Here is a 25,482-nt window from a genome sequence, read left to right on the forward strand (position 1 = left end):
AAAAGCATCTTATTTTCATTCATCTAGCTATACTTTTATTATTGGAGCACATTCCACAGCTATGGAGATATGATGAAAATTTCCCGGCATATGATGAATAAAGCCATTGAAGCTAATATTATCACAGAAAAACAAGCAAATGATTTAATTGAATTCATAAAAAACCTCCCCGAACAAAGCGCAGGATTTAATTTAACGAACGTTCTTTATTATTTTGGTGGCCTTATAGCTATAGGGGCCATGACATTGTTCATGAACTTAGGTTGGGAAATGTATGGAGGCTGGGGGATCTTATTTCTCTCCTTGTGCTATTCCATTTTAGGTATAGCGCTTACTCATAGGTTAGATGATACGGGTCATAAAATACCCGCAGGAATATGCGCGACCTTTGTCATCTGTCTTACTCCGCTTGCTATCTATGGTTTACAACAAGGCATGGGTTGGTGGCCACCAGATAATACGGTGTATCAGGACTATCATATCTACGTTAAATGGAACTGGATCTTTATGGAGCTTGGAACTCTTATCGTAGGAATTATAATGGCATGGCTGTACCGCTATCCCTTTATGATTATGCCCATTGCAGTCACTCTTTGGTACATGTCTATGGATCTTACATACATGATTGAACCAGATACGTATACCTATGAGTTAAGTGCTATGGTTTCTATGTATTTTGGAATAATTACCGTATTAATTGCATTCTGGGTTGATGTTCGCTCAAGTCAATCAGCAGACTATGCATTTTGGCTTTATATATTCGGAGTTATGACCTTTTGGGGAGGACTGAGTGCGCAACATTCAGATAGTGAACTTTCTAAATTTATTTATCTGTGCATTAATCTTTTACTGATATTAGTTGGAGTTATTTTAAATAGAAAAGTATTTGTACTATTTGGCGCTTTAGGAACGTGTTTTTACCTAGGATATTTAGCATTTCGAGTATTTAATTTCAGTTACTTATTCCCGGTCGTTTTGACCGCTATTGGCTTTGCTATTATTTATTTAGGTATTATTTGGCAAAGAAATGAGGCAAAGATAACATATAAGATGCGTTCGATATTACCTCAACCAATACAAGATTTGTTACAATCTAGGGATCAAATGGAATAATATTGGATGATAGAAAACTTCCAGGGTGTTTTCTATTTTATTTTAAATCCAAATAATGTCTATAATTAATACATGTGTCATCAAACATACACACTCTACTTTAATCAATTTCGATTTTTTGAAGTATTCTATGTATTTGGATGGTTGGTATGAGTATTGGAAAACAATTCCTTGGTTTCTTTAAAACCAAATCCCAGGTTATTAGTAAATTAGCCTCAACCATAGACCATGACGTCCCCTATTATAGAATTCACGATACTTTCCCGGATAATGGTTTGCCGATGAGAGGTAATTTTGATAGGGTCACTATTGAGGCACTTGCAAAATACATCTCAGAACACAAGCCCCTTATTACTTATGGAGGGACCGTTGTTCTCGATGTTTTATTCACTAGTTTTTTAAAAGACAAAGAAGTTGAAAATGGAACGAATGGTCTTGTTGTTGGAGTAGCAGAACGAGTTATAGAGTTATCTTCTTTGTATGAGCCTCTAGTGGATCATTTGACCGATTTAAATCCTGAAGAATCACCTAAAAAAGTTTCTCATTTTGTAAAAAAACATGAAGCCATTATCGAGGGTTTACCTGAAGAACGTATTATTGCTTATATAACGGATCTAAAAGACTTTTTACAAGGAGAGGTTGTAAAAAATCATTTTGCAGAAGTTAATTCTCTTCTGCCCCCAGCTGTTACAATCCATGAGTTACAAGATTCAGACTTTATTCGTGATCTATGGAGCGATGTAATGGCTTCTAAAGATACAATAAAAAATGAATATTGAATATTCGGTAAGACAAAAACCATTTTAATCGTACATTAAGCGGAAATATCTTTTTGTGCCCTTTCTACAGATAAATACACACTGACTATAGTAATCACAGCCATAATAATCAGATAGATCGATACAGGCCAAGTATATCCATGAGCCCATTCTACGAGACCAGTAGCAATTAAAGGAGCTAATCCACCAGAGAATGCAGCAGATAAATGATAAGCGATTGCAGTTCCACTATAACGAATTCGTGTTTTGAAAAGCTCTGAATAGAAGGCTCCTTGAGCACCATGCATCATGGCATGAGGGATACACATCCCGAAAATTACAGCCAAAAAAATCAATGCTGTATTTTTTGTTTGCAATAACCAAAAGAATGGAAATGCAAATAAAGCCATTAATAAAGCCCCAGTAATATAAACCGGACGCCTACCAATTCTATCCGAAAGCGAACCAAAATAAGGAATCAATAAAGTTTCAAAAATTGCCCCTACCATCACAGCATAAAGGAGAATTGTTTTTGAAATATGCAATTCAAAAGTTCCATAACTTAAGATAAACACAGTGAGAACATAAAATGATGCACTTTCAATTAGACGAGCGCCTATTGCCAACAGAAAATTTCTAAAGTGAGAATGAAGCATTTCCAAAGCCGGCCTTTTTGATGGACGTTTGTTTTTTGTTGCTTCAACAAAAATCTTACTTTCCATAATCTGCAAACGAATATACAGACCAACAAGCACAACGAAGAAACTCAGTAAAAAAGGAATACGCCATCCCCAGGATAAAAATTGTTCTTGAGGGAGTGCGGAAAATACGAGAAATATTGCGATGGAAATTACTAAGCCAAAAGGAGCACCTGAATTTGGCCAGCTTGAATAAAAACCTCTTTCTTTTTCTCGACTCACCTCAGCAGACATCACAACTGCTCCAGCCCACTCACCTCCAACTGCTATTCCTTGAATACAACGTAAAATCACTAGTAAAAGCGGTGCAAATACTCCAATTTGTTCATAAGTGGGTAGTAATCCAATTAAGAATGTAGACCCTCCCATCAAACATAGAGTGAAAATAAGCATTTTTTTTCTACTTACCCTGTCTCCAAAGTGACCAAAGATAAGCCCTCCAAGTGGTCTCGCAAAAAAACCGACTGCATAAGTCGCATAAGCCGCCATGATTCCAGCAATAGGACTAATTTTAGGGAAAAAAAGAATATTAAAAAATAAAGCCGAGGCAGTTCCAAAAAGATAAAAATCATACCATTCAATTGTGGTTCCCACAAAACTAGCAAGAGATATTCTTCTAGAAGCTTTTGACTTGGGGTCTTGTCGTATTTTTGTCATAATTCCATATATAACAATAGATTAACTCATTTTAATCCTATATTAATTATAAAAAGAGAGCGAGAAAATTAAGCTCCTGAAGAAGGTGTAGACTTATCGTTTCGCCCCCTGTACTGTACTGAATCAATTAAAAAGCATAAAATCTTCTTTTATAATCTCCATATTCTGCTGTTTAAACATTTGGATATTCTGAAATGAGCTCCTTCTTAGATCTTTCCCTGCTTAAAACAAATCGTGATTTCAGGTTACTGTATTTGGGGCAATTCATTTCGTTTATCGGTACGATGATAAGCAATGTTGCACTGCCCTATCAGATTTATCAAATTACACAATCGACTTTCGCTGTTGGATTATTAAGTTTAGCTCAGTTATTACCTCTATTAATCACCGCATTAATTGGTGGGGTATTTGCTGATCGCTACAATCGCCGAGGGTTATTGATTATCAGTGAGTTACTTCTTGCAATAGGATGCTGCATGCTGGCCCTTAACTCCTATCAAACCTCTCCTTCGCTGAGCCTCATTTTTATTGTTTCAGCTTCTATGTCCGCAATCACCGGCTTACATCGTCCTGCATATGATAGTGTTATGCAACAAATCGTTAACCCGAAGGATTACAAAAAAGTAGGAGCACTCGCTACATTTAAATTCAGTTTTTGTATGATTATTGCCCCGGCTATTTCCGGAGTTATTATCGCTCACTACGGCATTGTGATCACGTTCTTAATAGACTTAATGACATTTTTTTTATCATTAATTGCTTTAATCCTAATTCATAACATACCTAAACCTCTCGTGGAGAAACACCCTTCCATTCTATCTTCTCTAAAACAAGGAATTTTCTTTGCTTTTAATCGGCAAGAACTAATGGGAAGCTACATTATCGATTTTATTGCGATGGTTTTTGCCTGGCCTAATTCCTTGCTTCCTGCCATAGCTCAATCTCTAGGGGGGGCAAAAACTTTAGGTTTACTTTATTCTGCTCCAGCTGTAGGGGCATTGATTATTTCATTTTTCAGTGGCTGGACGTCGAAAATAAATCATGATGGTAGAGCCATTGCGATTGCCGCAGCATTGTGGGGCGCTGCCATCATCGGATTTGGTTTATCATATTCACTTTGGTTGGTTTTGTTTTTCTTAGCACTCTCAGGAGCTTTTGATGCGATAAGTGGAATATTTCGAACTACCTTATGGAATAACACTATTCCCACAGAATATCGGGGCCGGTTAGCAGGAATTGAAATGATCAGTTATTTAAGCGGGCCTAAATTGGGTGATACGCGCGCAGGATTTATCGCTTCGAGTTTTAGCATTCCCGCTGCATTAATATCAGGTGGAATATTATGTGTTATAGGAGTAGCCACTTGTTGTTTAGCTTTTCCAAAATTTTGGCACTATCGCTCACATCAATCAGATACCAAAGATGTGTAGTTTGGATCTTAACTTTAAAACACAGAGATTTCCCATTTTTTTCAATGAGCTATTTTCTTATTGAAGGTTCGCGTGGCTCACACCTCTATTTTCCAATCACAAAAATAGTTATAATGCTTAAGTAAAATTACTAAAACTTTGACGCAATAGGGACATTCATGAAACGAATTACATTATTAATATTTTTATCTACCTTGTTATTTGGATGTCAGACGCAACAAACCGAAGAAGCTGCTCATACCAAACCGACAGGATTTGGGGGCATTGGGGGTGCAGGCGGAACCGGCGGCACTGGGGGACCTGGTGGCGGTCATTAAGTAACCCACTATCAGGATGACGTTTGAAATAAAACTTACGAGTGTTATTTGAACTTCATTCTGAAATTTTAATAAATTGAAACTTCTTAAATTTCATCTTACAAACTCAATAAAAAGTTGATTGATACAATATTAGTTAGAAAGTTGGGAACCCCGAAACGGCGAATGTATTGATTCATATAGCCAATTTCCGTAGTAGCTTTAGGATTTAATTTATAGCCCAAACCTATAAAAAATCGATTTTGATCAAAACCCCTACTGTTTGTACCCACAAAATTATTCTTATGAAGAAACAGTTCATCGCTTGTGACGAAACTAAAATTTGGATATTGTTTGAGCGGAGCCGAAATTTTAATAAGTTGTCTTAATCGGTAAGCAGTTTTAGGGTTATTTTCTAAAAATCGTTGTTCTGTGCGCGTTCGACTGGTCAAAGTCAAATGTTGATAGGTTTTGGTCCATAAAAGTTGTTGCCAAATTCGATCTTCTTCAAATGGATTAGGGGTAAACGGTATACCGGTATATACCCAAGCATAGCCAAGCCATATACTAAGATTATCGGTTAATGCAAAACCTAATCCTGGACGAAACAATGTCTGTGTGAAACGGCTACTGTCATCACCAAAACGCTGTTGTCCTTCTAACCAATATCGTACACGTCCTATTATTTTATCATCACTATAAGTTTTTCCAATAGCTGTGATATTAAACCAAGATTGAAAATCACGCTCGAGCGCACATTCTGCATTTCTAGGCCAAATAAATATTCCTACTAAAAAAAAGAATAATAGAGCTATTCTTTGCATGATTATTGTTTTCTTAATTATAAAACGATCTATATTAGTAGGTGTTTCGCGGATTGAAAAGTATCTTAGTAAGGAAAATGGTTTTAAAAGTCTAAAAGTTAAATCAAATTCTAACAGATCCCTGTAAGTTCCCGGGATCTGTATCTAGGGGTTTCGACTAAATTTAAGTGGGATACTTCAGCCAAATGGGCATCACTTTATTTAGGTAGACCATAAATTTCCATAAACCGACTTGAGACTCTACGTTCCCGTACATGTCAGCTCTAGTTTCTGGATATGCAATACCAAGACCAAATAACCCTGGCCCAATAATTCCAACATAAGGATTATGACGAGAATATTCATAATCACCGATAACAATGCTTTTACGTTGTTCAAACCCTACTGCATAAACGACTTGGTCACATTCAGATAAAAAACGTACAATGTTTGGTTCACTGACATTATAACGAACTAAATTAGGTGGTAAAACACCATCGATGTGTTCTCGAGCCCATGCAGCGCTCTGTCCTTTTAATCCAGTGTTATCAAAAAGAATCCAATCATTAATTTCAATCGCATAACAGCAAGGTGAGCGGTAAAAATTAATGATTTTTTTAACATCAAGCTCTACGAGATGTTTTAGAATAATAATTGCAGAATGAGAGGAGCCAAATACACCATAAGTCTCATCTCGTTGAACTACTGAAGCAAGTTTTTCCTTATCAATGGCTACCTCAAAAGGAATTACATTAACGCCAGGATAATTTAATGCAGAAGGCAAGGCTCCGGTAGCCAATATTACATTTTTAGCTTGGTAGGTTTCTGAATCTGAACATAAAGACCATACACGCTTCGATAAAAACATATTATGGATGGTTGTTTTTACTGCTTGGACTTTTTGCAAAAAATGATCTGTAATCCACTGGAGAGGCTCAGCCATGTAACTCAAAGTACATGTTTCTCCGATGGGTAGATGATTTAAGGGAAAGTCTGGAGCCTCTTGATATCGAAAGGATTGGACAGCCGATAAAAAATCTTTAAAGAATTTTACTTTGGTATTACTCGAAACATTTCGCCAGTACAGACCAAAATCTCCAACTTTAAAATGAGGATCACACCATAAAATATGATCTGGCAAAATTCCACTGTCTAATAATTTTCCCACTGCGGCGATCCCCGAAGGACCTCCTCCTATTACTGCCCATTGATATGTTTTTTTATTCATACTTTATTCTTGATCACATGTATTCACTAACGTACAAGTACCTGTACTACAATTATCTATAGTTTGACACGAAGGATCATAATACCCTCCATCAGGCACCCCGATAACCTCATCAGTATTATCATCCAAACTATCATCATACCAAACACCATCCCCCGAAGTGTTTACATTTACACTTCCACCGTACCATTCATTATTATGATAGTTATTATAATTTCCATTATCGTGATATCCAGGATTCGGTGGAGGAGCACTATGATAGCCTCCTACTCCATGGCCTTCAAATGTAAAGGCAGAAGTACTTATCAGGAAACTTAAAGCAGACATAAAAGTACACGCATTGAGTTTCATTTTCTTTCCTTGAGCGTTAAGCACTAGATTTTAATAAAGTATAGTACTCGAAATGAAAGTAAGCGCAATAAAATTTCTGACATAGAAATAGGATTTTTGAATGTTTATGATACACTCCAGTGATTATTTACGCTTTTGGAGATGCTATGATTTATATAACAATTCCCCCTGGAATGGTTTTTAAAAGAGTGACCCTTGAAAAAAATGATCTTAATGGGGTGGAAAAACTAAGCGATTGTTTTGCAAATCAAGAAACTATAATAGATTTGTAAAATCTAGTTAAAGAAGCCTTACGCACCAATACAGGGCGTAAAAATTGTATCAAATTAAAAGATATTACTATCTATTTAAATACTCCTCCAGATACGAGTGAATCCTTATTAGCATATACCCCGGGTAGCGATATACCCAGGGGTTGATACATGTCTATTTAGAGAACGAAAATTGCTCGTCTTTGCTTAATTTCAGCGAAGTAATAAAGTTAGCATCCAAATCAAGTTTAGGAGTCGTTAAAAGTTCAAATAGAGCCCTTTTTTCGTCCTGATCAAATTCATTTATTAATTCTACTAATGCTCCTCTTCCCATTTTTTCTTCATATTTACTATTATATTTAAAATACTCGTTTCTGAAAAAATCAGAATAGTGGTGGATTAAAAGAGCAGCTTTATCAAAAGCTCTATTAGCAAGACAATATAAGAAAATATCCTGATTATTTTTATCTATATAGTTTAAAATTTCTTCAGGAGTGAATTGCTGTTGATCGATGATATGAGTCATTAGTACTTTAAAATCATTTAAAGATAGAGTTTTAATTGCTTTATGCAAAAAAGTTCTATCTTCCCGGTCATGAACTAAAATGTTTGCTTGCGAGTCAACAAGAAGACACAAGGCATCCAAATAGGACAGTCGTTGTTTTTTTGTCTCAGAGTCCGCATAACCTGCTAGTGCAAAAAATAAAGCACAATTTCCAGAGTGATTTTGTTGTTGATCTACGTTGGCATGATTCTTAACAAGCCATCTGATATTTGCAACTTGCCCTAAATAACTGGCTAACATCAAGGCATTAAATGAATCCGCCTGATTAAAGTCCAGAACCGACCCTTTTAAATTTGCTTTAAGAAAAGGAAGATTGATTTCATCGAGGTTAACCTTGTGGGAGTTGTGTGATAATAATTTTCCAGAAAAAATCAATTCTCCAATTTTTGTGAGATATATCCTTTCTTTTTCACTTAAATTTAGCAGCTTAAAATCGGTTTCCATAACATGGAGTTGATACCCTCCTGAATTTGAGTCAAGCACTTCCTGTGAGGATAGCCAATTATCTTCTGGACTAAGAAAAAAATATTCTTTAGAAGCCCGTTCATCGTAGCAATTATAATCAACCAGTAACTGTTTCCCTTTTGGAACATCTTTTGTAGTCACTACAATGACACATTTTAAACCATTTACTTCAGTTTCTCGAAACTCAACATTGGCTTGACTATCAGAGAAATTAATATATCGGGTAAAGTTTCCTTTATCTTTCCCATCGATAACGGTATGCCCCAGAGTCATTGCATAACTCCAATCCGCACCTGGGATTTTCTTTACATATTTTTTAAATGAAGTTACTGTCGGGTACAGTTCACCGGTATATGCTCCCAAACAAGTGTGAGCTGGAATATTGGCATGAGTATATAAACCCAGGCCTCCAAACTCCTTTAACAAATTAACAGGCATAACTTGAACTAATTGCGGTTTGTCCACAGTAGATGGTATATAATTTTGGGCTTCCATATTTTCGATACCAATACTTTCAATTAATTTCTTTATCTTTTTCAATCGATTGGCTTCTTTTTTAGAATCTTTTGAAAAAAATGAATTCGGCTGTACTTGATTTGACTTTAACTTGACTGAAAGTGAAGCATCCCTTCGTTCTTCTTGTTTTTTTACAAGGGTTGCTTTTGATTTTTTGGGCATACACAGGTTCCGATTAAAAAATCAAAGAGTATACATTGTGGCCATATTAAATTCTACTTAAACTAAATTAATACTTATTTGATCAATAAAGTCATATCTATGAATTCTAGAATTCCATAAAAGTGGCTCTAATTAGGATTCGATGACATACATCATCGGTTATGCTAATATGACGTTCGTTCCAAATCGTTCGATACGTATAACATTGTTTAGCCTACACTATATATATTGGAACAAAAAATATTGAACAATCAAATAACACTTTTGGATTCGCACTCTATGGCAGTTACTATAAAGACCCCTGATGAAATCGAAAAAATGCGCATTGCTGGCAAACTCGCTGCAGAAGTTCTTGAAATGATTGGTCCACATGTACAAGAAGGTATCACTACCGATGAACTTAATACCATTTGTCATGATTACATTGTGAACACACAAAAAGCAATTCCTGCTCCTTTGAATTATAATGGCTTCCCTAAGTCAATTTGTACTTCAGTCAACCATGTAGTATGTCACGGAATCCCAGGTAAAAAAGTTTTAAAAGATGGGGATATTATTAATATTGACGTTACTGTAATTAAAAACGAGTATCATGGCGATACCAGCAAAATGTTCATTATTGGTTCCCCCTCAGTCAAGGCAAAACATGTAGTACAAGTAGCGCATGAGTGTTTGTTTATTGGAATTGAAATGGTAAAACCAGGAGTTCATTTAGGTGATATTGGTCACGCTATCCAACAGCATGCTGAAAAAAATCGTTGCTCTGTGGTGCGTGATTATTGCGGTCATGGGATAGGTCGTATTTTCCATGAAGATCCGCAAGTATTGCACTATGGGTTACCTGGAACAGGAATGAAGTTAGAACCAGGTATGACCTTCACCATAGAGCCAATGATTAATGTTGGAAAATATCATACTCGATTATTGCCCGATCAATGGACTGTAGTCACCAAAGATCATAGTCTTTCAGCCCAATGGGAACATACCTTGTTGGTAACCGATAACGGTGTAGAAATTTTGACTTTGCGCGATGAAGAACGAAAATAAACACTTAAAGACTCATCCCTTTTCGCAAGCACTGGATGCAGAGAAACAAGGGATGACTCCAGAATTACACGACCTTAAAAATAACCTAAAACAATTTAAAGAAAAACTACGCGAAGAATTCGATTATAAAACAAATATCACCACCATCATTCGTAAATTAGTAACCTTTGTCGATGAGCTGGTTATTAATTTATTTATTAAAAATCAGCTGGATCATGACGTTTTTTGTCTTCTTGCACTGGGTAGTTATGGACGAAGAGAACTAATACTCTATTCTGATGTAGATATATTGCTCTTACATTCTGATAAAGTTTCTAAAGCCCAATTAAACCATGCCCAAAATTTTATCCAAGATTGTTGGGATGTTGGTTTAAATCTCAGCCATCAAATCACCAGCGTTTCTTCATGTGCCGAACTTGCGAGTCAAGATGTCACGGTTATTTCCAGTCTCCTGGATATGTTTCTATTATGCGGTCGCGGTCCGCTAATGGAGGAGTTAATCTATCAGATTCATCCACTACATATGTGGATTAGCCAGGATTTCTTTTTAGCTAAACTTCAAGAGCAAAAAAAACGTGATGCTAAATATGGGGAAACAGCTTATAACCTGGAGCCTAATGTCAAATATGGCCCTGGTGGCCTGCGTGATTTGCAGATTCTGCTCAGCATTGGAAAACGACATTTCAACATTAAAAAACTGGCAGATGGCATCAATTATGGTTTCATTACTGATAAAGAATACGAAAAGCTTACATATTGCCAACATTTTCTTTGGCGGGTGCGTTTTGCCTTACATGTATTAGCTGAAAAAGCGGAAGAACGCTTGTCCTTTGATTATCAAATTAAATTAGCTCAGTTTCTTGGCTATAAAGATAAACCTCATTCATTAGCCATAGAACAATTCATGAAAGATTACTTCAAAGTAATTAAACGAAACAGGGAACTCAATGAGATGCTATTACAATGGTTTGATGAAACCATTGCTCATTCTCCTAAGCAAAAGTTGTATCCCCTAGATAATGAATTTCAATTATCCAATAATTACATTGAAGTAAAAAACACTCGCGTGTTCATTCATCATCCACAAGCACTACTAAAATTATTCCTTTGGATAGCTAAGCGCCCAGATATTGAAGGAGTGAGGGCAAATACTATCCGATTAATTAGAGAATCACTTTATCTGATGAATAAACGTTTTAAAGCATCCTCAGAAACAGCAGAGTTGTTTATGAGTATTCTTAAAGTCGAAGATGGACCCTACGAAGCATTGCATCGAATGAGTCGATACGGTGTTCTGGCTCATTATCTGGAATGTTTTGCTTTGGTCACCGGACAAATGCAATATGATTTATTCCATGTCTATACAGTAGATCAACACACATTATTCGTCATTCGAAATCTATCCCGCTTCAAAGAAAAAAGCTATTCAGAACAATTTCCTCTCTGCGTACAAATTATGCCCAATTTAAACAAACCCGAACTGCTCTACCTAAGCGCCTTATTTCACGATATTGCTAAAGGACGCGGCGGTGATCATTCAGAGTTAGGCGCAATCGAAGCATCTAATTTTGCAAAAAATCATGCGCTTGATCAAGATGACTGTGATTTATTGGTTTGGCTTGTACGCAACCATCTACTTATGTCACAAACAGCGCAACGACAAGATATTTATGATCCCAATACTATAAAGAATTTCTGCAAACTCTTACCCCAGCCACACTATTTAGATTATCTCTATTTGTTAACTGTCGCAGATATTTGTGGGACTAACCCTACTTTGTGGAACTCATGGAAAGACTCTCTGCTTAAAGAGTTGTATCGTGCTGCAAAACATATGTTACATCGAGAACAAGAATTAATGGATGAAACTGCGCTTATTAAAGCCAGAAAGCAATACGCTTTATCAATACTACTTACAGAAGGTGTAGCAGAAAAAACTGTTGACGATTTATGGAAACAATTCAAAGACAGATATTTTTTACATGAATCACCCGAAGTGATCGCACGCCATACCAAAGCGATTCTTGCTTGCACCAAATTCCCCTTAGTCATGATTATGCCTCATCATAGCCAGGGTGGAACCGAAGTTTTTATTTATATGCCTCACCGGGACGATCGCTTTGCTATTGCTACTACAGTCTTGAGTAATCATAACGTTACGATTCAAGAAGCCATGATTCTTACCTGCGATAATCAGTATGATTTAGACACCTATATCATTTTAGATGAGCAAAATCGGGCATTTTTTGATAAACAACGCTCTTTAGATATTCAACACGATTTATGCACCCATCTTGCCAAAACGAATCAACTACCTGTCGTTGTTCGAAAAAGACTTTCTCGAGCTTTAGCTCATTTTACAGTCAAAACTCAAATCCATTATTACGATGAACGATCTTATAATCAGACTCGATTATTTTTAGTGACCGGAGATAGACCTGGTTTACTTGCAACAATAGGCAGAGTATTTTCCATGTTGAATATTCATTTGCATAACGCAAAAATTGTAACTGCTGGGGAACGTGCAGAAGATACTTTTTATATTACAAACCAACAAAATCAATCACTAGATAATGATGAAAAGGAAGTTTTAAAACAAAAACTAATCCATGAATTACTAGCCAGTTCAAAGTAACATCTCAAGAAATTAAGATCATATACAAGAAATGAATAAACACTGCTGTTCATTTTATTTGCATACCGGCCTTAATTTGACTATATTAAAAAAAAATAATCAATTTTGATATTTTATGAAAAAAAGACAGGTGGCTTCGCTTTTACGAACCTATAAGAACTCAAATATTGATGAAATTGAAGAGTTGAAAAAAAGCTATAGTACATTGTCCCATCTTGGTGATGAAGAAGAAGTTCCGGATGAAATTGAAGAAGAATACCATCATGTTTTAGAAGTAATAACCAATCCCTCTGAGCCCCATTATCCCTTTTATTTGAAAGAATTTATTCCAGCAGTTCTAGAAGAAGACTTAGATATACTATTAGATGGGTTTGAGGAGGGAGATCTCGTTTATGGAATTAGCGGTTCACGTATTAGTCTATTTTATTTTTTGAGAGGACAAGGGAAAGATGTCTTTGCTACCCGAGTTGATGAACTATTCAATGCAACTATTGATCCACTTCTTGAACCTCACCTTGATCCCAGTTTTGCTAAACCAACCAATCCCTTTTATGTACCTGCACAAGATTTTAAATCCTATGCGAGTCTGTTAGACAATGAAATTGCACAACTTTCGCCCTTAACACAGCAACCTCACAAGATGCCATTCATAAAAAAAATGTCAAAAATGGGAGTTTTTTGGACGCTTAATAATGAGCATAAGTTACATTTTGTTTTAAACAAAATCGACTATAAAATGTGTTTTGAAAAAAAATTCGACAAGATAACTTTTGCCGAACTTCGTTTTCTTTATCGATATTGGGAGCAATTTAAACCTCATTATGAACGAGGGCAAATCAATTTTTACTTTTTAAACGAAAATGACCAATTAAAAAAAGTTGAAGCTCCTTGGGAGTCAAATCCGGAAATTGTTAGGAGTTATAAGCCCAAAAATAATCCCCATAGCGGATACCATGCATTTTTTAATAGTTTTGTAATTGATCTACTCAAAAAAGAAATAAAAAATGGGGTATGGAAAACGGGTTTTTTTGGATTAGGAGGAGGCAAGACAATTATCATTGATGGACAGGAGAAAACTGTTCCTCATCGTGTTGCCCGTATTTATAAAATTGCAACTGACCCCACTTTAAGTTCGGTCGCTAAATATATAAAAATCCAAACAGTTGCAGAGGAAGCAATTCTTAGCCCCAAAAAGTTACAAAAGCCAGAAACTACCCAATTTTATCAAGCCATCCTGGACTTTGATAAAAAAATGGAACCTGTTGAAAAAGATAGATTAAGATTTTTCAAGGGGGAGACGCAAGTGGAAAAACACCAGGTACAGGAAAAAGACCAACCTAAACTGGGGTAAATTTTATTATCTGAAATAGAAAAAACTTTAAATAAATCTATCGCAATATTTGAAAAAAATCGGTAAGCAATAAAGAACATTCCGCTTGCATAATTCCCTCATCAATCTGAACTTTATGATTTAAAGGGTATCCCTGTAATAAGTTATAAACCGAGCCTGCAGCCCCTGCTTTAAAATCTCGGGTTGCAAAAACTAACCGACTAATACGTGCATGCACAATTAGTCCTGCACACATGGAGCAGGGTTCAAGGGTCACATAAAGCGTTGTATCTAATAATCGATGATTTTTTAACTGTTGTGACGCATGCCTGATTGCACATACCTCTGCATGCTGCGAGGGATCGTGACTTTTTTGGATGCAATTTCGTCCTGAGCTTATTAATTGATCGTCTTTACTTACTAATACAGCACCTACAGGAACCTCTCCATCAGCTTGGGCGAGAATTGCCTGTTCGTAGGCTTTTTGCATCCAATAGTGATCGTTCATTATAGAAAAAATGTTAATTATATGGTTAGGACGTAGAGATTTAGTGCTAATTCCACTACTCTAAATTACTCCCATTCAATAGTAGCTGGTGGTTTTCCTGAAATATCATAGGTTACACGAGATACACCCTCCACCTCATTGATAATTCGATTGGAAACATGGCCTAAGAAATCCCAAGGTAATTGCGACCAATGTGCTGTCATAAAATCAACCGTCTCTACAGCACGAAGACAAATCACATAATCATATTTACGTCCATCACCCATTACGCCAACACTTTTTACAGGTAAAAATACAGCAAAAGCCTGGCTAACTTTATGGTAAAGATCTGCTTTTCTTAGCTCCTCAATAAAAATAGCATCAGCTTGACGCAAAATATCTGCATATTCCTTCTTGATTTCTGCTAAAATTCGCACACCCAAACCTGGTCCAGGAAATGGATGGCGATAGACCATATCATGAGGCAAACCTAACTCAAGGCCCACATTACGAACCTCGTCCTTAAATAATTCGCGAATAGGTTCTAATAATTTTAAATTCAATGTCTCTGGCAAACCACCTACATTATGATGAGATTTAATTACCACAGAGGCACCATTTGTGCTCGTTGCAGCTGATTCAATCACATCAGGATAAATCGTTCCTTGTGCCAACCAAGCAACACCCGAAATTTTTAGTGCTTCTTCATCAAATACTTCAATAAAGGTACGTCCAATAATTTTTCTTTTTTCTTCAGGACAGGTAACCCCTTTTAAAGCGGTAAAAAATTTCTCTTCCGCATGGACTGAAATAACTTCCACACCCATGTGCCTTCCGAACATCTCCATAACCTCGCTTGCTTCATTAAAACGCAACAAGCCCGTATCTACAAAAACACAAACCAATTGTTTGCCAATTGCCTTATGTAATAAAGCAGCAACCACAGAAGAATCTACCCCACCCGATAAGCCGAGCAAAACCCGTTCCGAACCTACTTGCTCACGAATTGCATGAATTGTTTCTTCAATAATGAGTGTGGATGTCCAATTAGTCGCAGCCTTGCAAATATCTACCACAAAACGATGTAAGATACGCATTCCTTGTAGTGTATGCGTTACCTCTGGATGAAATTGAACTCCATACATATGGCGATTTTCATCAGCCATTCCAGCAATTGGAGCGTTTTTGGTTTCGCAAATTACCTTAAAACCAAGCGGTAACTTAGTGACTTTATCCCCATGACTCATCCAGACATCTAATAATGCATTACCATCAGTATTCAATCGGTCTTCAATTTGTGAAAACAATTTACTGTGACCATGCAACTTCAACTCTGCGTAGCCAAACTCTCTCAGAGAGGAAGACTGTACTTCACCGCCTAATTGTACCGCCATGGTTTGCATTCCATAGCAAATCCCTAAAATTGGCAAACCCGCAGTAAATAACCACTGAGGTGCTCGAGGGTTTTCATGGTGAGTTACAGTGGATGGGCCACCGGATAAAATAACGCCACAAGGATTGAGCGCAGTAAATTGTTCTTTTGTTAGATTGAAGGGATGAATTTCACAATAAACACCTAACTCCCGCACTCTGCGTGCGATTAATTGGGTGTATTGTGAACCAAAATCAAGAATCAGCAAAGGATGTTGTTTTAAATCACTCATTATTAATTATCTACCTGGTAGTTTGGTGCCTGTTTTGTAATACTGACATCATGAACATGCGACTCCCTCATTCCTGCGTTAGTCACTTGTACAAATTCTGCCTTAGTATGTAGTTGTTCGATATTTTCACATCCTGTATATCCCATGCAAGAACGCAAACCACCTAACAATTGATGAATAATTGTTTGCGCTGATCCTTTATAAGGAACCCGTCCTTCAATTCCTTCTGGAACTAACTTTTCAGAACCTAATGAGGCATCTTGGAAATAACGATCGCTAGAACCTTGTGACGAAGCCATAGCCCCAATTGACCCCATCCCTCGATAACTTTTATAAGTTCTACCTTGATATAACTCGATTTCACCTGGTGATTCTTCTGTTCCTGCAAACATACTTCCAAGCATTACTGTATCGGCACCCGCAGCAAGGGCTTTACCCACATCACCAGAAAAACGAATTCCACCATCAGCGATTATTGGAATTTTACCTTTAAGTTCTTGTGCCACATTTGCAATGGCTGTAATTTGTGGTACACCGACACCAGTTACAATTCGTGTTGTACAAATTGAGCCAGGTCCTATACCCACTTTTACAGCGTCAGCACCTGCAGTGTATAAATCACGAGCAGCAGCAGCTGTAGCAATATTTCCTCCAATTACCTGTACATCTGGATGGTGTTTTTTAATCCATTTAACGCGATCTAGTACACCTTGTGAGTGCCCGTGCGCTGTATCAACAACAAGCACATCAACTCCCGCTTCAATTAATGACTCAATGCGTTCATCAGTACCCTCACCCACGCCAACAGCTGCACCTACACGTAACTGTTCTGCAGCATCTTTACATGCAAAAGGATTTTCCTTTGCTTTTTGTATATCCTTCACAGTAATCAATCCGCGTAATTGGAAGGCATCATTAACTACTAGCAATTTTTCAATACGGTGTTTATGCAATAAGCTACGCACCTCTTCTCGACTTGCACCTTCTTTAACGGTTACCAATTTTGACTTAGGAGTCATCACTTGTTCTACGCTCAAGGATAGATTAGTTTCGAAACGAATATCACGACTGGTTACGATGCCTACTAAATTTTCACCGTTCACAACCGGGACACCAGAAAAATTATATTTGGTCATTACATCTAGTAATTCTTTAACGGTGATATTAGGAGTTACTGTTATCGGATCCCGAACCATACCGCTTTCAAATTTTTTCACTTTTCGGACTTCATCAGCCTGTGCCATGATCGTCATATTTTTATGAATAATACCTATACCGCCCTCTTGTGCCAGAGCAATGGCTAAACGAGCTTCTGTTACAGTATCCATGGCTGAGGAGACGAGCGGAATATTTAGGCTAATAGCGCGAGTTAATTTTGTTGTTAAAGACACATCTTTAGGAAGAATTAAAGAGTGTGCAGGAACAAGGAGAACATCATCGAAGGTTAATGATTGCTGCACAATAGAAAGAGTCATTTCATTCTCACTAGAGGAGTTAAATTAACCGAATAGTTTACTATAAATTGTGGACAAATTAAACAGATAATTTACAATAACCCAACATTTTATCGTATAATTATAGACTTATTATATTTTTGTTTTTTTCTTAAAACTTCTTATGTTATGATTCACATTACTCCTATCATTATAATCTCCGACTCTAAAAAAATAAAATATCAATAATTGTTACAAACCATCAAAAATACCACGATCTTCATTATTGTTGGAAAATGTTTTTCCAAAGATCCCTGTTGCACCACTTGAATTATTAATCAATAAACGTGTACACTGTTGGTTAAATATTGTGTTGAATCAAAAATAATAGGAAGGGTTCAGCGTTGGCTAAAATAATCGTGATTACATCGGGTAAAGGCGGAGTGGGCAAAACTACTTCTTCTGCAGCTATTTCTTCGGGCCTTGCTTTATTAGGGCATAAAACTGTCGTTATTGACTTCGATATTGGTTTAAGAAACCTCGATATTATCATGGGTTGTGAACGTCGAGTTGTTTATGATTTTATTAACGTTATAAATGGCGAAGCCAATCTTAACCAAGCTTTAATTAAAGATAAACGAATTGCAAATCTTGCTATACTTCCTGCATCACAAACTCGCGACAAAGATGCATTGACTCTCGAAGGGGTAGAAAGGATACTTAATGATCTTGCCAAAGAATTCGATTTTATTATTTGTGACTCCCCTGCTGGAATTGAAACTGGCGCGTTAATGGCTATGTATTTCGCGGATCATGCAATTGTAGTCACTAATCCAGAAGTTTCCTCTGTACGTGATTCTGATCGAATACTCGGAATACTTGCGAGCAAGACTAAAAGAGCCATTGAGAATAAAACACCAATTCAAGAACATCTATTGTTAACACGTTATGACCCAGAGCGCGTTGAGCGTGGTGATATGCTTTCGGTTACTGACGTAAAAGAAATATTAGCTATTCCATTAATAGGCGTTATTCCCGAATCAAAATCAGTACTTAAAGCTTCAAATACAGGTACACCAGTAGTTCTTGACGAAACAAGTGATGCCGGTATTGCTTATCAAGATGCAATTGCTCGCTTTCTCGGTGAAGAAAGACCAATGCGCTTCATAAGTAATGATCGTAAAGGATTATTGCGTCGCTTATTCAGCAAAAACAAGGAGGAAGTGACAGTATGAGTATTTTCAATTACTTACGTAGAAGAAGTGCTACCGCATCTGTTGCTAAAGAACGCTTGCAAATAATAATTTCTCACGAACGCTCTCAACGTAATACTCCGGACTATCTACCTAAACTTCAGGAAGAAATCCTCGCTGTTATTGCTAAATACGTGCATGTCACGCGTGATCAAGTAAGTGTGAACCTTGAACGTATGGGAGATAATTCGGTGCTTGAACTAAATATCACTATGCCAGATGATGTAAAGGAAAACGCTTAGACTTTTTTTTGAAACTTATATTGGAATAAAGGATATTACGCGAAATCAATTTGCCAAGTCGCCTATTTTAAGAGTATTTTTAATAAAAACCTTTAAATTCCCCTGGTATTTTCAAAGAGCTAAATATTTTAATCATTTCTTTTCATAGCTCATGCGTTGACAATTTCTAAGGTTCTATTTAAGTTAAATTCTGATTTTACAAATCATTTGAGAAAATTCTCGATATTCCTTGTGCTCTCTGAACCCCTAACTTCATTGAATATCGAGTTCTCACTTCCAAATGCGATCAATTCAAGGCCCCTCACTCTTTTGAAAGTTTTATTCAATGTTGATTGATGCAATTTCTATGGCTTCTCCAATGGCTGATTTTGCATTCCTGGATTTGTAGAACCCTTAGGTTTCGGGTGAACAACTGGCGCAGGTGGAGCGCTTACCGCGGGTTGTATTTGAATTTTTGGTCCAGATTGAACCTTTGGTCCAGGTTGAACATTAGAATTTGGATACACTTTTTGAAAAGTTGGACCCGGTTGGATATTAGGGCCTGGTTGTACCTTCGGTCCTGGCTGTACATTAGGATACGGATGTACTTTTTTAGTCTGAGGAATAACTGGATTAGGCTGGACATTAGACCCGGGTTGCACATTCGGTCCTGGCTGTACATTAGGATACGGACGTACTTTTTTAGTCTGAGGAATAACTGGATTAGGCTGGACATTAGACCCGGGTTGCACATTCGGTCCTGGCTGTACATTAGGATATGGATGCACTTTTTTACCAGGATGAATAATTGTTCCAGGTTGTACATTTGTACCTGGTTTTACTTTGGGGCCGGATTGTATATTCGTACCTGGTTGAACATTAGGGTATGGATGAATTTTTTTGCCATGATGAAGAATTGTCCCAGGTTGTACATTCGTCCCTGGCTGTCCTCCTGGAGTTTGATAAGCTCCAGGAACTGGATGAACCAATACGGGTGGTGATTGCTTAATAATAGCTGGTTTACCCGGGGCTGATGGTTGAACAGCTTGGAAATTTTTCCCGGGCTTTATATTCTGAATCTCAGCTGGAGTAAGGGGTTTACCTTTATTTTTCAAAAGCAGAGGTCGAACTTTTGAGAAAGGAGGTGGGGCCGAAGAAGGTTGGGTTTTAACTATAATTGGCCTTGATAGTACTTGGGCAGGAGGTATTGCCTTACTCAAGCCTTTGCCTCCATAGATACTATTAGGTTGCGGTACTACAGGAGGAACATTTAATTTTTTTGCATTAAAAAGTAGTTGATGAGGAATACGTGAACGAAGATTATTCACCATCCTGGAATCGATGAAATCTTTAGTGGGTACAACAGTAACTGCATTAGCAATCTTTGCATTTTTGTAATTGATTTTCATATGTTGATTTCTATAAATATTATTGATGTAAGCAATATTAATTACTGTATTACTCAGATTGATCTGATTAAAATAATTTTGACTAACATAATAAGGAGGAATGTAAGGCTCTCCTGGTGCTAGAGGAAACCAACCAATGCCATATCCACCATCCAGCATAAATTCTGAGTTATTACCCCCAATAAATACAGTCAAGGCAGGTGCATAGATAGGACGAGCCCCTATTGGTCCTGGAACCCAGCACCATCTATTTTCAATAAAGGCCCAACGGCCGTAATGAAATGGCGCAAATCCCCAAGGTTGATTATCTACCCAAGTCCATCCCCAAGAACTTAACCATATCCACTGCCCTTCTTGATAAGGAGCCCAATTTTCTTCTATATTATTTGGATACCAAACTGGTCCATACTGTTTATCTTCAGTCCAAGATCCATAATTACCCAAGTCTTCATATCCAATGGTGTCTGGAGAAATGTATTGAGTTGATACTGTACCTGTCATTTTATCACGCTCTAAACTCCAACGCTCAAAATCATCGGCTTCTGCAAGCGTAGTGCACTGAAAATTTTCTAGATCAGTTCCTGTTGCACTGCATGAGGAACCAACGCCTACCGTGTTAGATGCATTTTCTCCATATGCTACACCTTGCCCCATTCTCACACTCACTGTAGTCGTATCATCTTCTGTGGTCACATCGAAAAGATAATATCCAGGTTCTGTAATGACGAAGGCTAAATTTGGAGTATCAACTTCATAAGTTTGATTTCCATTGATACGTCTGATGCTTAAAACAAGAGTCCCTTGGGTAATCTGAAATTGTGCTGTTTCATCATCTAGATTCAAAATCTTTAAATTCGTTTGACTCCCCATCCGTACAGCAGCTCCTGGCAATTGCATTTCAACAAGAGCTCCAGTATCTGACCATATCTGATCGTTTGTGATAAGGGGTCTATTAAGGGCGGCCTCAACCCACTCGGTTTCCCCAGCAGGGACAAAACTCACAGCTCCATTGATATAGCTTAATCGAGCGACTTGATTTGGAGGATCTGCAAAGGTCAACGTGGATATTAATAACATAAATAAACCCACTAGCCAGGCTACCATGAGATTGTCATCCATCGACCCTAGTTTCATGCTACCTCCGTACTTTATATTATCCCTAATACTTAAGGAGTTTAGCTTGCAGACAAGCATATTTATGATGCATAAATAGCCTTTTCTAAGTATAGTCTATGTTTATAATTAAAAGAGTAGGAGGTCTTTAGCATATTCTATAAAAAAAGAGGAGCCACTAAGGCCCCCACAAGGAATAGGTATGAATTACAGCAATTAATTTACTCGCTCATCGTAGAAATTAGGAATCAATCATCTCGGATTCTATATCGTCTTTATTAACTATAGTTTTTTTGCCTTTGATAGATTTTATTGGGTGAGGTCGACGCAGATCCTCATCATTGAAATCATCTACCTTAATTACATCTTGTCGGGCCAACTCGGCTTCTTTTAATTGCTTTGCCTCTACCTCAGTTAATAATCCACAAGATAACGCTTCGTTGATTTGATCAAGCAAGGTCAGCGATTTTAAAACATTATCTTTGACAGCTCGCATTACTTTTCTTTCTAATTCCTCCACAGCACAGATTTTATGGAATGCCTCCTCCATACGTCCTAAAGGACAATTGTCTCCAGCCTTACTATAAACCAAACGAGTTAAACGCGTACGGGTCTCTCCAGGTTCGATTAGAATTCGAGCCAATTTATGACCTAATTGGTCGTTGGGTTTGTTTCTTAAATTACCGAGAGGTTTGATAATTAAGCGTAAAAAGATTCGTGCCCAACCCGATGGAAAATTCACAATGACACCGTGCATTGCTGTCTCACATTCGTACAATAATTGCTGACAACTCCATTCAACTAAGGGTAAATCTACTTTTGGCTCTCCATCTTCATGAAAACGCTTCAAAACTCCTGAAACCAAATATAAGGCACTCAACATATCCCCTAGTCGTGAAGATAATTTCTCTTTTCGCTTTAAGTCACCACCTAGAACAGTCATTGAAAAATCAGCAAGAAATGCTAAATTAGCGCTGTATTTATGAACGAGTTGGTAATAACGCTTCACACTACTCACAGGGGCTTTGGATAGGTGCGCGTCTGTCCATGCAAAAATGACTGATTTGGTAAAATTAGCAAGAATAAATCCAGCATGAGCAAAAAACGCATTATCAAATTCGACCAAATCATTATGTCTAATACTTTCAAGTTCTTTAAATACATAAGGGTGGCAGCGAATTGCTCCCTGACCAAAAATGATTAAACTACGAGTTAATATATTCGCCCCTTCAACGGTAATTGCGATGGGCGATCCTTGATAACCTCTACCTAAATAATTATTAGGGCCAAGACAAATACCCTTCCCGCCATGGATATCCATAGAATCACAGGAGACTTGTCTTGCACGCTCAGTGGTATGGTATTTTAATATAGCACCCACTACAGAGGGTTTGGCTCCATTGTCAATAGCAGCTGCAGCCATTGTTAAAGCCGCATCAATAATATAAGTATTCGCTGCAATTCTGGCCAAAGGTTCTTCAATCCCTTCAAACTTACCGATTGGTTGATTGAATTGTTTGCGAATGCGAGCATAAGCGCCAGATGCTAGAGCAGCAGCTTGGGCACCCCCGTTCGCGCTCGAAGGTAAAGATATGGCTCTACCAGCACTTAAACACTCCATCAACATGCGCCAGCCACATCCAGCCATGGCGACTCCCCCGATGAGATAGTCCATAGGAATAAATACATCTTTACCTTGAGTTGGACCATTCAAAAATCCAGTATTTAATGGAAAATGGCGACGCCCTTTTTTAACTCCTGGGGTATTGGCGGGAATCAACGCACAACTAATTCCAACATCTTCACCCTTACCTAATAAGTTGTCTGGATCAAATAATCTGAAGGCCAATCCAATTACTGTTGCTGCAGGACATAAAGTAATATAACGTTTATCCCAATTTAAGCGGATGCCTAATACTTTTTCACCATTTATTTCTTGATGACATACTACCCCTTTATCTGGGATAGATGCTGCATCAGAGCCTGCATTAGGTCCAGTCAAAGCAAAGCATGGAATTTCTCGGCCATCGGCCAATCGTGGCAAATAATAATTTTTTTGGTCTTCGGTTCCATATTTAAGCAATAGCTCCCCTGGGCCTAATGAATTAGGTACAGAAATTGTTGTGGCCGCCGTTATGGAACGCCCATAGATTTTTACTAAAATCGACATTTGAGCTGTAGCAGAAAACTCAAGACCGCCATAGCGCTTCGGAATAATCATACCTAAGAATCGATTTTCTTTGATAAATTGCCAGATTTCTGGAGGCAAATCAGTAAGGTTATGAGTTACATCCCAGTCATCGATCATGGAGCATAAAGTATTTACAGGGCCGTCAAGAAAAGCTTGCTCTTCATCGGTCAATCGAACTGTAGGAGCATTTCTTAATATTGAAAAATCTGGTGCGCCACTGAATAAATCCCCTTCCCAACTTACAGTACCTGCTTCCAGAGCCTCTCGCTCCGTTGCAGACATAGCGGGCATCGCTTTACTTACTGTTTTAAAAAAATGTTTGGATAATAATATTCGTCTTAGAGGCTTTATTGCACCAGCAATTAAAATCAACTCAATCAAAACAAGTATTATTTGAGTCACCAACCCTGGAGAACCATAAGTAAAGACAAGAGCAGTAAATAGAGCAAAGCTAATAGCCCACACTGAAATTGCGGCTTGCCTGGTGAGCAATATCCCTGCAGCTCCAATGACCATGAGCGTTAAAATAGCATTTAGCACATTATTCTCCTTAATTATTTTAGGTCTTCTGACCTCTAGTACTATTTCAGTTTAAACCAGACACAATTTTTATAATCTGTTTTGCCACGACATACGGGTGTTCCATGGGAAATAAATGGGTCCCTTTGGTTTTCATACTTGTTACATTAAAGTATTTTTTCATGTAGCGCACATCCATTTTACCAACCACAGTACTTTTGTCACCATAAATTAATGCTGCGGGGATTAATAACTTACCTTCAAAATTTGGAATGACATGTGGAATGGTGCGATAAATTTGATATTCAATATGTCGATCAAAGCGTAAATAATAACCATCATCTTTATATTCTAGACCATAATTAATGTAATCATTTAAACACTCATCCGTAAAGGTCTTAAATAAATCGCGAGTCTTTAAATAGTCCATTAATTGATCATGATCTTTCCAATACATTCTACGACCCCGGGTTCTAAATGCCGGGGTAATTCGATCAATAATACCTAGCGCTTTCGCCAAGCGAACCATACTCGATTTAAACGTACCAATTAAAGGGGAGTCCAGCATAATAACTGCTTTAAATAATTCAGGTTGTTCGATTGCCGCCAACAGGCTTAAAACACCACCTAAAGAGTGTCCAACAGCAATAACCGGACGATTGGCCTGTCTTTTAATACTGCTTAATACCTCAGAGATCAGATTGTGCCAGTTTTCACAAACGGGAAATAAAGGGTCATGACCAATTCGGTCAATGTAACAATAATCAAATTCTTTCTCGAGATGATTTAGCATTTGCTTATAACATAAAGCGGGAAAGCCATTTCCATGTGCAAAATGAATCAACTCTTTCATAATGTCCTCAATTCGCCTTACAAACTATTGTTAC

The 25,482-nt window shown here is 37.5% G+C and carries 21 protein-coding genes; 10 read left to right on the forward strand and 11 right to left on the reverse strand.

Annotation, left to right across the window (positions count from 1 at the left end; genetic code table 11):
- The first annotated feature begins 72 nt into the window (after positions 1-72).
- Together ACWTE2_RS13475 and ACWTE2_RS13480 are read left to right on the forward strand one after the other, a co-directional pair.
- Complete coding sequence (locus tag ACWTE2_RS13475; RefSeq protein WP_182393642.1) at positions 73-1,113, forward strand: DUF2157 domain-containing protein; 1,041 nt, start codon at positions 73-75, stop codon at positions 1,111-1,113.
- Between the two features lie 149 nt (positions 1,114-1,262).
- A complete protein-coding gene (locus ACWTE2_RS13480) occupies positions 1,263-1,892 on the forward strand; it encodes a hypothetical protein (RefSeq protein ID WP_182393463.1) in 630 nt (209 codons plus the stop codon).
- Between the two features lie 35 nt (positions 1,893-1,927).
- On the opposite strand, the gene ACWTE2_RS13485 is transcribed toward ACWTE2_RS13480, so the two are convergent.
- Complete coding sequence (locus ACWTE2_RS13485; protein ID WP_454785756.1) at positions 1,928-3,226, reverse strand: MFS transporter; 1,299 nt, start codon at positions 3,224-3,226, stop codon at positions 1,928-1,930.
- A gap of 194 nt (positions 3,227-3,420) precedes the next feature.
- Here ACWTE2_RS13485 and ACWTE2_RS13490 point away from each other — a divergent pair, with 194 nt between their 5' ends.
- The gene (locus ACWTE2_RS13490; RefSeq protein WP_454785757.1) at positions 3,421-4,656 is read left to right on the forward strand and encodes an MFS transporter; all 1,236 of its coding nucleotides are present in this window, start codon (positions 3,421-3,423) and stop codon (positions 4,654-4,656) included.
- 158 nt (positions 4,657-4,814) lie between these two features.
- Positions 4,815-4,973 carry a hypothetical protein gene (locus ACWTE2_RS13495; RefSeq protein ID WP_182393460.1) on the forward strand — a complete coding sequence of 53 codons (159 nt, stop codon included), beginning with the start codon at positions 4,815-4,817 and terminating at the stop codon, positions 4,971-4,973.
- Positions 4,974-5,071: 98 nt separating this feature from the next.
- On the opposite strand, the gene ACWTE2_RS13500 is transcribed toward ACWTE2_RS13495, so the two are convergent.
- The 3 genes from ACWTE2_RS13500 to ACWTE2_RS13510 all read right to left on the reverse strand — a co-directional run bounded on the left by ACWTE2_RS13500 (position 5,072) and on the right by ACWTE2_RS13510 (position 7,334).
- The gene (locus ACWTE2_RS13500) at positions 5,072-5,776 is read right to left on the reverse strand and encodes a DUF2490 domain-containing protein (RefSeq protein WP_454785758.1); all 705 of its coding nucleotides are present in this window, start codon (positions 5,774-5,776) and stop codon (positions 5,072-5,074) included.
- A 163-nt stretch (positions 5,777-5,939) separates the two neighbouring features.
- Entirely contained in the window at positions 5,940-6,983 is a 1,044-nt protein-coding gene (locus ACWTE2_RS13505) for an FAD-dependent oxidoreductase (RefSeq protein ID WP_454785759.1), read from the reverse strand.
- Positions 6,984-6,986: 3 nt separating this feature from the next.
- Positions 6,987-7,334 carry a hypothetical protein gene (locus ACWTE2_RS13510; protein ID WP_454785760.1) on the reverse strand — a complete coding sequence of 116 codons (348 nt, stop codon included), beginning with the start codon at positions 7,332-7,334 and terminating at the stop codon, positions 6,987-6,989.
- A gap of 146 nt (positions 7,335-7,480) precedes the next feature.
- On the opposite strand from ACWTE2_RS13510, the gene ACWTE2_RS13515 reads away from it, so the two are divergent.
- Complete coding sequence (locus ACWTE2_RS13515; RefSeq protein WP_454785761.1) at positions 7,481-7,606, forward strand: hypothetical protein; 126 nt, start codon at positions 7,481-7,483, stop codon at positions 7,604-7,606.
- A gap of 154 nt (positions 7,607-7,760) precedes the next feature.
- On the opposite strand, the gene ankI is transcribed toward ACWTE2_RS13515, so the two are convergent.
- Entirely contained in the window at positions 7,761-9,293 is a 1,533-nt protein-coding gene (gene ankI / locus ACWTE2_RS13520) for a Dot/Icm T4SS effector AnkI/LegAS4 (RefSeq protein WP_454785762.1), read from the reverse strand.
- A 279-nt stretch (positions 9,294-9,572) separates the two neighbouring features.
- Here ankI and map point away from each other — a divergent pair, with 279 nt between their 5' ends.
- The 3 genes from map (at position 9,573) to ACWTE2_RS13535 (ending at position 14,326) form a co-directional block, all read left to right on the forward strand.
- Entirely contained in the window at positions 9,573-10,340 is a 768-nt protein-coding gene (gene map / locus ACWTE2_RS13525) for a type I methionyl aminopeptidase (protein ID WP_454785763.1), read from the forward strand.
- Positions 10,341-10,392: 52 nt separating this feature from the next.
- Positions 10,393-12,975: a [protein-PII] uridylyltransferase gene (gene glnD / locus ACWTE2_RS13530; protein ID WP_454785986.1), complete on the forward strand. Its 2,583-nt coding sequence runs from the start codon at positions 10,393-10,395 to the stop codon at positions 12,973-12,975.
- A gap of 115 nt (positions 12,976-13,090) precedes the next feature.
- On the forward strand, positions 13,091-14,326 hold the full coding sequence (locus tag ACWTE2_RS13535) for a hypothetical protein (protein ID WP_454785764.1): 1,236 nt from the start codon (positions 13,091-13,093) through the stop codon (positions 14,324-14,326).
- Between the two features lie 37 nt (positions 14,327-14,363).
- Here the strand turns inward: ACWTE2_RS13535 and tadA are convergent, their stop codons facing one another.
- The 3 genes from tadA to guaB all read right to left on the reverse strand — a co-directional run bounded on the left by tadA (position 14,364) and on the right by guaB (position 17,931).
- Positions 14,364-14,813, reverse strand: coding sequence for a tRNA adenosine(34) deaminase TadA (gene tadA, locus ACWTE2_RS13540; RefSeq protein ID WP_454785765.1), 450 nt, complete (start codon positions 14,811-14,813; stop codon positions 14,364-14,366).
- A gap of 65 nt (positions 14,814-14,878) precedes the next feature.
- The gene (gene guaA, locus ACWTE2_RS13545; RefSeq protein WP_454785766.1) at positions 14,879-16,456 is read right to left on the reverse strand and encodes a glutamine-hydrolyzing GMP synthase; all 1,578 of its coding nucleotides are present in this window, start codon (positions 16,454-16,456) and stop codon (positions 14,879-14,881) included.
- Positions 16,457-16,458: 2 nt separating this feature from the next.
- A complete protein-coding gene (guaB, locus tag ACWTE2_RS13550; protein WP_454785767.1) occupies positions 16,459-17,931 on the reverse strand; it encodes an IMP dehydrogenase in 1,473 nt (490 codons plus the stop codon).
- A 362-nt stretch (positions 17,932-18,293) separates the two neighbouring features.
- Here guaB and minD point away from each other — a divergent pair, with 362 nt between their 5' ends.
- Entirely contained in the window at positions 18,294-19,124 is an 831-nt protein-coding gene (gene minD / locus ACWTE2_RS13555) for a septum site-determining protein MinD (protein ID WP_182393449.1), read from the forward strand.
- Positions 19,121-19,384: a cell division topological specificity factor MinE gene (gene minE, locus ACWTE2_RS13560; protein ID WP_182393448.1), complete on the forward strand. Its 264-nt coding sequence runs from the start codon at positions 19,121-19,123 to the stop codon at positions 19,382-19,384. The genes minD and minE overlap by 4 nt, the downstream gene beginning before the upstream one ends.
- Positions 19,385-19,728: 344 nt before the next feature.
- Here the strand turns inward: minE and ACWTE2_RS13565 are convergent, their stop codons facing one another.
- The 3 genes from ACWTE2_RS13565 to ACWTE2_RS13575 all read right to left on the reverse strand — a co-directional run bounded on the left by ACWTE2_RS13565 (position 19,729) and on the right by ACWTE2_RS13575 (position 25,448).
- Positions 19,729-21,906 carry a DUF6600 domain-containing protein gene (locus tag ACWTE2_RS13565; protein WP_454785768.1) on the reverse strand — a complete coding sequence of 726 codons (2,178 nt, stop codon included), beginning with the start codon at positions 21,904-21,906 and terminating at the stop codon, positions 19,729-19,731.
- A 220-nt stretch (positions 21,907-22,126) separates the two neighbouring features.
- Complete coding sequence (locus ACWTE2_RS13570) at positions 22,127-24,592, reverse strand: acyl-CoA dehydrogenase (protein ID WP_454785987.1); 2,466 nt, start codon at positions 24,590-24,592, stop codon at positions 22,127-22,129.
- A gap of 70 nt (positions 24,593-24,662) precedes the next feature.
- Positions 24,663-25,448 (reverse strand): alpha/beta fold hydrolase, encoded by a 786-nt coding sequence (locus ACWTE2_RS13575; protein WP_454785769.1) that lies wholly within the window; start codon positions 25,446-25,448, stop codon positions 24,663-24,665.
- Positions 25,449-25,482: the final 34 nt, after the last annotated feature.

The sequence above is a fragment of the Legionella nigrisilvae genome, from assembly GCF_977063395.2.

What these genes read in the sequence shown, in the direction of transcription:
- ACWTE2_RS13510 (WP_454785760.1), bottom strand. Translation starts at nt 7,334, where the DNA reads ATGAAACTCAATGCGTGTACTTTTATGTCTGCTTTAAGTTTCCTGATA.
- map (WP_454785763.1), top strand. Translation starts at nt 9,573, where the DNA reads ATGGCAGTTACTATAAAGACCCCTGATGAAATCGAAAAAATGCGCATT.
- ACWTE2_RS13475 (WP_182393642.1), top strand. Translation starts at nt 73, where the DNA reads ATGAAAATTTCCCGGCATATGATGAATAAAGCCATTGAAGCTAATATT.
- ACWTE2_RS13480 (WP_182393463.1), top strand. Translation starts at nt 1,263, where the DNA reads ATGAGTATTGGAAAACAATTCCTTGGTTTCTTTAAAACCAAATCCCAG.
- ACWTE2_RS13570 (WP_454785987.1), bottom strand. Translation starts at nt 24,592, where the DNA reads ATGGTCATTGGAGCTGCAGGGATATTGCTCACCAGGCAAGCCGCAATT.
- tadA (WP_454785765.1), bottom strand. Translation starts at nt 14,813, where the DNA reads ATGAACGATCACTATTGGATGCAAAAAGCCTACGAACAGGCAATTCTC.
- ACWTE2_RS13575 (WP_454785769.1), bottom strand. Translation starts at nt 25,448, where the DNA reads ATGAAAGAGTTGATTCATTTTGCACATGGAAATGGCTTTCCCGCTTTA.
- ACWTE2_RS13565 (WP_454785768.1), bottom strand. Translation starts at nt 21,906, where the DNA reads ATGAAACTAGGGTCGATGGATGACAATCTCATGGTAGCCTGGCTAGTG.
- ankI (WP_454785762.1), bottom strand. Translation starts at nt 9,293, where the DNA reads ATGCCCAAAAAATCAAAAGCAACCCTTGTAAAAAAACAAGAAGAACGA.
- minE (WP_182393448.1), top strand. Translation starts at nt 19,121, where the DNA reads ATGAGTATTTTCAATTACTTACGTAGAAGAAGTGCTACCGCATCTGTT.
- guaA (WP_454785766.1), bottom strand. Translation starts at nt 16,456, where the DNA reads ATGAGTGATTTAAAACAACATCCTTTGCTGATTCTTGATTTTGGTTCA.
- ACWTE2_RS13515 (WP_454785761.1), top strand. Translation starts at nt 7,481, where the DNA reads ATGATTTATATAACAATTCCCCCTGGAATGGTTTTTAAAAGAGTGACC.
- ACWTE2_RS13535 (WP_454785764.1), top strand. Translation starts at nt 13,091, where the DNA reads ATGAAAAAAAGACAGGTGGCTTCGCTTTTACGAACCTATAAGAACTCA.
- ACWTE2_RS13505 (WP_454785759.1), bottom strand. Translation starts at nt 6,983, where the DNA reads ATGAATAAAAAAACATATCAATGGGCAGTAATAGGAGGAGGTCCTTCG.
- ACWTE2_RS13485 (WP_454785756.1), bottom strand. Translation starts at nt 3,226, where the DNA reads ATGACAAAAATACGACAAGACCCCAAGTCAAAAGCTTCTAGAAGAATA.
- ACWTE2_RS13500 (WP_454785758.1), bottom strand. Translation starts at nt 5,776, where the DNA reads ATGCAAAGAATAGCTCTATTATTCTTTTTTTTAGTAGGAATATTTATT.
- guaB (WP_454785767.1), bottom strand. Translation starts at nt 17,931, where the DNA reads ATGACTCTTTCTATTGTGCAGCAATCATTAACCTTCGATGATGTTCTC.
- glnD (WP_454785986.1), top strand. Translation starts at nt 10,393, where the DNA reads ATGACTCCAGAATTACACGACCTTAAAAATAACCTAAAACAATTTAAA.
- ACWTE2_RS13490 (WP_454785757.1), top strand. Translation starts at nt 3,421, where the DNA reads ATGAGCTCCTTCTTAGATCTTTCCCTGCTTAAAACAAATCGTGATTTC.
- ACWTE2_RS13495 (WP_182393460.1), top strand. Translation starts at nt 4,815, where the DNA reads ATGAAACGAATTACATTATTAATATTTTTATCTACCTTGTTATTTGGA.